Here is a 7,378-nt window from a genome sequence, read left to right as displayed (position 1 = left end):
AATTATCAAGCGCATGTAGCAGATTATGGTTGGTTAGAAGAAGTTAGTGATGGAAAAAAAGCAGGAACAACAGGTAAAAATAAACAAATGGAAGCCATTAAAATAAGTCTGACAAATAACGCTTATAACGGGACAGTCGAATACAGTGTACATGTTCAAGATTATGGCTGGATGGCATGGACAGATAACGGAAAACTGGCAGGAACGACTGGTAAAAACAAACAGATTGAAGCTATCAAAATCAGGCTGACAGACGAACTTGAAAACGAATATGATATCTATTATCGTGTACATGCAGAGAATCTGGGATGGCTGGATTGGGCATCAAATGGAAAAGCGGCAGGGAGTGCAGGATACAGCTATCAGATTGAGGCGATAGAAATAAAATTGGTAAGAAAAAGAAGCAGTGCCCCAGGAGCAACAGTGAAACCATATGTACAAAAGAAAAATATAAAAACATCAGCCCATGTAGCAGATTATGGATGGCTGTCAAGTGTATATGATGGAAGTATTGCAGGAACAATAGGGAAATGCAAACAGATGGAAGCGATAAAGATTTCATTGGAGAATCCAGCATATGAAGGAGATATTGAATATCGAGTACATAGTGCAGATATCGGATGGCAGAGCTGGACAGGAAATGGAGAGACAGCAGGAGTAACAGGAAGAAATAAACAAATGGAGGCGATAGAGATCAGATTTACAGGAGAGATGGAGAAAGAATATGATATCTACTATCGAGCACATATAGCAGATTATGGATGGCTAGACTGGACAGCAAATGGAAAGAGTGCAGGAAGTGAAGGATTGTCAAAAAGAATAGAGGCAATTGAAATAAAGGTAGTTCAAAAAGGTGGAAGTGCACCAGGAAAAACAGTAAGACCATTTATAAAAAAATAGGATAATTTATAAATCTAAATTATTTTAGAGTGTTAATATCTAGGGGAATCACTTCCCCTTTTTTATATGTCATTAATTTCGAGAGTTTTTTTAAGTTAAATTCTGACGTCATTTAAAGGTATCAGATAAAAATAAAATTATAATTTCTATTATTATTTTTTAGAATATTAACTAATTCTTGTTAAAAAATATGTATTCAATTTTTAAAATAGGACTTAAAAAATATGATATTATGTAGTAAAATAGAGGATGTAATTAGTGAAGTTAATTAATTAAAAATAAATTTTTAATTAATCTTAAAGTACAATATATTTTATTTAAGTGGGAGGAATAAGAATGAAAAAGATAACATTTATATTAATTAGCTTAGGATTATTTTTTACTACAATGTTGAATTTTGTATACGCTGTAAATGATAATGAAGATAATATAAAAAATATACAACAGACAGATGGTATAATCTTAGATAATAATTTAAAAGGCAAAAGTATGCCGAGTATTGTTTATAATATTCATATGCAAGACTATGGATGGTTAGATAATGTTAATGATGAATCTATTAATAGAGTAATTGATGAATCAAAGAGATTAGAAGCAATTCAAATATCTCTAAATGATAATATTTATAATGGAAGTATCGAATATAGTGCCCATGTGGAAGATTATGGATGGCTAGATTATGTAAATAATGGATCTATTAGTGGGACAACTGGGGAATCTAGAAGATTAGAAGCAATAAAGATTAGATTGAGTGGAGATATATCTGATTATTATGATGTAAATTATCGTGTATATTGTCAAAATATAGGATGGTTAGATTGGACAAGTAATGGTAAAATCGCAGGGACAGTAGGGGGGAGTTACAAATTAGAAGCAATACAAATCAAGCTTTCTTCTAAAAATGATGAAAAATTAATAAAAACAAATAAATCATCATTAACTTTTTCATACAAAAATGGATTTAAAGTTTGTTATGACGCTAATGGGGATTTATGTAAAGATTTAGAAGAAATATTAGGATTACAAGAATCATATGAATTAAGAGTAAATAAACAAACTAATGTAGTAACTGTTTTAATTCCAAATGGTGAAGGTGAACATGAAATAGCATATAAACGTTTTATATGTTCAGTTGGTGATGATACGCCAATTGGAGTATTCTATACTCCAGCTAAATATCGCTGGAGAGCACTAGTAGAATCTAGTTATGGACAATATTCCACAAGAATAGTTAACAGGATTTTATTCCATTCAGTTCCATATGATAAGCAAGATCCATATACATTACTTACAGAAGAATACAATAAGTTAGGAACAACATGTTCACATGGATGTATAAGATTAACTTGTGAAAATGCTAAATGGATATATGATAACTGTGCATTAAAGACAAAAGTAGAAATAGTGTCAGAAAAATTTGATCCATTAAGTAAACCAGCAATTAAAAAAATCCCACTAAATCAGACATGGGATCCAACTGATACTAATATATAATATAAAATCCAAGCTTAACCTAAAATTCAAAATTAGTTTAAGTTTGGATTTTATTTTTGATAATTAAATAAAAATTATGTTAATAATAAATGCAATACAGATACTAACAACTACATCACTTAGGTAATGAACACCAGATAGGAATCTAGAAACAGTTAGTGCTATAGCTAATGTTGATAATAATAACCCCATATTAGGACCATATCTAAGAACAGTAAGAGCAATCGAAACAGCAAAAACGACCTGAATACTTGGAAAAGAATAATTTTTTCTTTTTAAATCATCAATAGGTTTTATATCATATTTTTGGATTGGACGTTTTCTATTAATTATTAATTTTAATATAGTTACAATTAAAACAGAGTATAAAGGAATTTTAATAAAGAAAAAGAGGTGACTTTGCCATTCAATATAAATTTTTAATAAAAATAAAGAATAGAAAATTATTATCATATATGGGCAAAATCTAGATATAAAATGTATACATCCTTTAATAAATGAATGTTGCCAAATAAAATTGTTCATGCGTTTATAGAATATCTCCATCAAGCAAAACCTCCTTTTATTATTATAACCTATATAATAATATTTGTCGATTTTAAGAAATAGTAGAAAATGAGCAGAGGTAAAAATGACAAATATCGCTATATATGCTATTATAAATGCGAAAACTTTATAAAAATATTATTAACAAAAGATAAGAGGTGAAACAGTGAATAGAAAATTAATGCCCATTATGCTTTTTTCAATTGAAGTAGTAATGTATTATTTTATTTGTTTATATTTTCATATGGATATGCAGCTTATTGTTGGTTCAGGAACCTTATATTTTTTATTTATGTTTATTTATGGTCATTACTCATTAAAGACATGTCTAATTTGGAACGAGATTAAACAATTGGTAAAAACAAGTTTTTGTTTTTTTATAGCCTTATTAGTTTTAGTACCTAAAAGTTATGGGTATGATCGCAGGATTCATCTAACAATTATGGTTGTGGCAATGTTTGTTATAAGCTTACTTGCATCAAGGTTTTTAAGAATTGCATTTAGAGAAGTTTTTGCCAGAAAAACTTTAGTAATAGGTACAGGTTATGAAGCTGCCCGTCTTGGAAAAATATCTAATAATAATAGATTTGCATTAACTACTGTAAGAGGATATGTAGATGTAAATAATACTAAAGATTTATTTGGATTTAAACAGGAAAATATAATTAAACATAGTAAAGTATATAATTATGATAATTTAAATGAAGCTATTATAAATAATGCTATTGAACAAATAATTATAGCTTTACCTGAAGCTAATCAACAAGTGATTGATAAAATTATGAGCGACATTTATGGAAAGGTTGAATCAGTAAAATATCTTCCAAATGTTAATGGAACAATGACTTTTTCATCAGAAGTACAGGATTTTGATGGACAATTATTAATAGCTACATCAAATGATACAATTAGTATATTGGATAAGTTCTTTAAGAGATTTGTTGATATTCTAGCAGGAATTGTGGGGGTAATAACATTATTACCATTAATGGCATATGTAAAATATAAATATGTAAAAAGCGGGGATCATGATAATATCATGTTTTCGCAGCATCGAATAGGTAAAAATGGTAAATTGATTAAGATTTATAAATTTAGATCAATGATACCTGATGCTGAAAAAGAATTGGAAAGATTAATGAAAGAAAATCCTGAAATAAAAGTGGAGTATTTGACTAATAAAAAGTTAAAAGATGATCCTAGAATTACTCCAGTTGGTCATTTTCTAAGAAAAACTTCTTTAGATGAATGGCCACAATTTATTAATGTATTAAAAGGAGAAATGAGTTTTATTGGTCCTAGACCATACCTTCCTAGAGAAAAGAGCGATATGGGACAATATTATGATTCAATTATTAAGTTAAAGCCAGGAGTTACAGGAATGTGGCAAGCTAATGGTAGAAGTGATGTTGAATTTAGTTATCGTTGTAAACTAGATGATTATTATTATCATAATTGGTCAATCTGGTTAGATTTTACAATTATGTATAAAACAGTAAAAAGCGTGGTTTATGGAAAAGGATCATTATAAGAAATAGAGGAGAAGGAATTGATCTTATGAAAATAGCATTTTTAATATTATGTCATAAAAATCCTGTACAAATAAATTATTTAATAGATACACTAGATGATAAAGATGTCGATTTTTATCTTCATATTGATAAAAAAAGTAATATAATTAATGAAATCAAGAAAAAAGATAATATTTATTTTTTAGATAAAAGAAAAAGATTAGATATTAAATGGGGGCAGAGTCAGATGATTCATGCTACAGTAAATTTAATTGAGTGTGCTCTTAATAATAACATTAAATATGATTATTTTTGGTTTTTAAGTGGACAAGACTTTCCAATAAAGTCAATTAGTTATATAAAAGATTTCTTAGAAAAAAATAAGGAAAGAAATTATATAGAAATAATGTCTAAAAATAATCAGTTGTATAAAAGATTTTTAAAAAGAAATGAATTAAAATATGCACCTTTTATGACAAGCTCAAATTTATTAATAACAATTTTAAAACATTTATATATTTTAGTTACTGGGGGTCCATATAAAACATTAATTTTTAAAAGGAAAAATGTAACAAGATTAGATTTTAATTTTGGAAGTTCGTGGTGGTTATTAACTAATGAGTGTATACATTATATATATGATAAAATTAAAACTAATCCAAATATTATGAAATATTTTGATAATGCTATTTGTCCAGATGAATCCTTATTCCAAAGTATCTTTGTATCATCACCATATTATAAGACACAAGCTGAGATTCCTGTCTTTATTGATTGGACAGGACAAAATAAACATCCTAAAACTTTTACTATAAATGATTATGATGAATTGGCTAATTCAAAATATTTAATGGCAAGAAAGTTTGATGAAAATATTGATGATAAAATAATTAAAATATTGTATGATAGTTTAAAAAATAAGTAAAGATCAAGGAGAATAAAATGTGTTTAGTATCAGTTATTATGTCTACTTATAAAGAAGAGGAAATATTTTTAAGACAGGCAATAGAATCTATATTAGATCAAACATATAAAGATTTTGAATATATAATCATTTTAGATAATCCTGATAATGATTTACATATTAAAATTATTGAAGAATATACAAATATAGATAAACGAATTAAGTTTTATATAAATAAAAAAAACATAGGACTTACAGCATCTTTAAATAAAGGGCTAGGATTGGCTAAAGGTATATATATTTGTAGAATGGATGCTGATGATATTTCAATTAGTAATCGCATAGAAAACCAAAAGAAGTATTTAGAAGAAAATAAATATGATCTAATTGGTGGAATATCACAAATGATAGATGAAAATGGAAAAAGCATCTATTCAATAAAAAAAGTACCTACTGATATAAATAAAATAAAGAAAGCACTAAGATATAATCAAATTATTTCACATCCAACCTGGTTTGGGAAAAAAGAAGTCTTTGATAAATTAAATGGTTATCGAAATATGCCGTTATGTGAAGACTATGATTTTACACTAAGGGCAGTTTTAAATGGATATAAAATATCTAATATTAATGAAACGATATTAAAGTATCGAATGACATCCTCTAGTATTTCTAGAAGTAATTTATATGAGCAGTATCTTTTTGCAAGATTTATAACTAAAAAGTATTCAGAAAAAGAAATTGCTGATATTGATAAGGCAAAAGAATATGTAAATAATTATAATAATTATAGTAGGGCAAAAAGATATTTAAAAGCAAATGAAAGATTTAATATTGTATTGAAAGATATAGAAGAAAAAAAATATTTGAAATTTATAAAAGATGGATTTTTATTAACATTTACATCTAAAAGTTATTTGAATAAAATATATCGTTTTTTTATGGTAACAATAAATAGTTAAAATAATAATGGTTAAAGGAGAAAAAATGAAAGTTTTAGTAATAATTCCTGCATATAACGAGGAAGAGAATATTTTAAGGGTTGTTAGACAGTTGCAAGAAGCTGATATAGGGAGTGATTATGTGGTAATCAATGATTGTTCAAAAGACAGTACACCTAAAATTCTTGATGAAAATAAAATAAATCATATTGATTTGCCAGTAAATTTAGGATTGACTGGTGCAGTACAAACTGGATACAAATATGCATATGAAAATAATTATGATGCTGCAATTCAATTTGATGGAGATGGACAACATTTACCAGAATATATACCAGCACTAGTAAAAGAAATTGAAAATGGGTATGATATTGTAATTGGTTCAAGATTCGTTGAAGAAAAAAAACATTTATCTGCTCGTATGTTAGGAAGTCGTTTAATTACAGCTATGATTAAATTAACAACAGGTCAGAAAATAAATGATCCAACAAGTGGGATGAGAATTATTAATCGTAAACTAATTAAAGATTATGCTTATGAATTAAATCGGAAACCTGAACCAGATACTTTAGCATATCAGATGAAAAAGGGGTTTAGGGTAAAAGAAATTCAGGTAAAAATGGAAGATCGTGTTGCAGGAACAAGTATTTATGCTGGAATTGGTAGTTCGATACAATATATGTTGAGAGTACTTATTACGATTATATTTTTTAATTAAAGGATAGGTGAAAAATATGACATTGACGTTACAATTAATTTTAATTATTTTATCAGTTTTTCTATTTTTAATACTGATAAAAAGTGTAAAAAAGGGTAAATTACGTTCTGACTATGCTCTTGTATGGTTATTATCATCTATTGCTTTAATTATTGTTGCTGTTTTTCCTCAGATTGCCTATTTTGCTGCAGATTTTATAGGAGTTATTTCAACTGCCAATATGGTGTTCGCATTTATAATCTTTTTATTAATTATAGTAGTTTATACATTATTTGTTAGAGTGTCATCATTAGAAGAAAAGCAAAAAAATTTAATACAACATATAGCTATATTAGAAAAAGAATTACATGATAAAGAGGTGTAA

Annotated in this window: 8 protein-coding genes; 7 read left to right on the top strand and 1 reads right to left on the bottom strand. The window is 27.1% G+C overall.

What is annotated here, in order from left to right; genetic code table 11:
• A partial coding sequence (locus BMW96_RS07695; RefSeq protein WP_143050725.1) for an Ig domain-containing protein occupies positions 1-900 on the top strand: 900 nt, incomplete at its 5' end.
• Between the two features lie 336 nt (positions 901-1,236).
• Positions 1,237-2,394, top strand: coding sequence for a L,D-transpeptidase family protein (locus tag BMW96_RS07690; protein WP_092354149.1), 1,158 nt, complete (start codon positions 1,237-1,239; stop codon positions 2,392-2,394).
• 63 nt (positions 2,395-2,457) lie between these two features.
• On the opposite strand, the gene BMW96_RS07685 is transcribed toward BMW96_RS07690, so the two are convergent.
• On the bottom strand, positions 2,458-2,940 hold the full coding sequence (locus BMW96_RS07685; protein WP_092354147.1) for a phosphatase PAP2 family protein: 483 nt from the start codon (positions 2,938-2,940) through the stop codon (positions 2,458-2,460).
• 166 nt (positions 2,941-3,106) lie between these two features.
• Between BMW96_RS07685 and BMW96_RS07680 the strand changes: the two genes are divergently transcribed.
• Genes BMW96_RS07680 through BMW96_RS07660 form a run of 5 tightly spaced genes read left to right on the top strand, consistent with a single transcriptional unit; the run spans position 3,107 to position 7,378 of the window.
• Positions 3,107-4,471, top strand: a complete 1,365-nt coding sequence (locus tag BMW96_RS07680) for an exopolysaccharide biosynthesis polyprenyl glycosylphosphotransferase (RefSeq protein ID WP_092354146.1) — start codon at positions 3,107-3,109, stop codon at positions 4,469-4,471.
• A 26-nt stretch (positions 4,472-4,497) separates the two neighbouring features.
• The gene (locus BMW96_RS07675; RefSeq protein ID WP_092354144.1) at positions 4,498-5,376 is read left to right on the top strand and encodes a beta-1,6-N-acetylglucosaminyltransferase; all 879 of its coding nucleotides are present in this window, start codon (positions 4,498-4,500) and stop codon (positions 5,374-5,376) included.
• Between the two features lie 17 nt (positions 5,377-5,393).
• Positions 5,394-6,317, top strand: a complete 924-nt coding sequence (locus BMW96_RS07670; RefSeq protein ID WP_244881285.1) for a glycosyltransferase — start codon at positions 5,394-5,396, stop codon at positions 6,315-6,317.
• A gap of 25 nt (positions 6,318-6,342) precedes the next feature.
• A complete protein-coding gene (locus BMW96_RS07665) occupies positions 6,343-7,014 on the top strand; it encodes a glycosyltransferase family 2 protein (RefSeq protein ID WP_092354142.1) in 672 nt (223 codons plus the stop codon).
• A 16-nt stretch (positions 7,015-7,030) separates the two neighbouring features.
• A complete protein-coding gene (locus BMW96_RS07660; RefSeq protein WP_092354139.1) occupies positions 7,031-7,378 on the top strand; it encodes a DUF2304 domain-containing protein in 348 nt (115 codons plus the stop codon).

Source organism: Thomasclavelia cocleata, assembly GCF_900102365.1.
Taxonomy (GTDB): Bacteria; Bacillota_I; Bacilli_A; order Erysipelotrichales; family Coprobacillaceae; genus Thomasclavelia; species Thomasclavelia cocleata.
Note: the sequence above shows the minus strand (reverse complement) of the source record. Positions and strands in the feature narration are given on the sequence as shown.

Bases quoted from the DNA above. Each gene is read 5' to 3' on its own strand.
- BMW96_RS07690 (WP_092354149.1), top strand. From the start codon at position 1,237: ATGAAAAAGATAACATTTATATTAATTAGCTTAGGATTATTTTTTACT.
- BMW96_RS07685 (WP_092354147.1), bottom strand. From the start codon at position 2,940: ATGGAGATATTCTATAAACGCATGAACAATTTTATTTGGCAACATTCA.
- BMW96_RS07675 (WP_092354144.1), top strand. From the start codon at position 4,498: ATGAAAATAGCATTTTTAATATTATGTCATAAAAATCCTGTACAAATA.
- BMW96_RS07670 (WP_244881285.1), top strand. From the start codon at position 5,394: ATGTGTTTAGTATCAGTTATTATGTCTACTTATAAAGAAGAGGAAATA.
- BMW96_RS07665 (WP_092354142.1), top strand. From the start codon at position 6,343: ATGAAAGTTTTAGTAATAATTCCTGCATATAACGAGGAAGAGAATATT.
- BMW96_RS07660 (WP_092354139.1), top strand. From the start codon at position 7,031: ATGACATTGACGTTACAATTAATTTTAATTATTTTATCAGTTTTTCTA.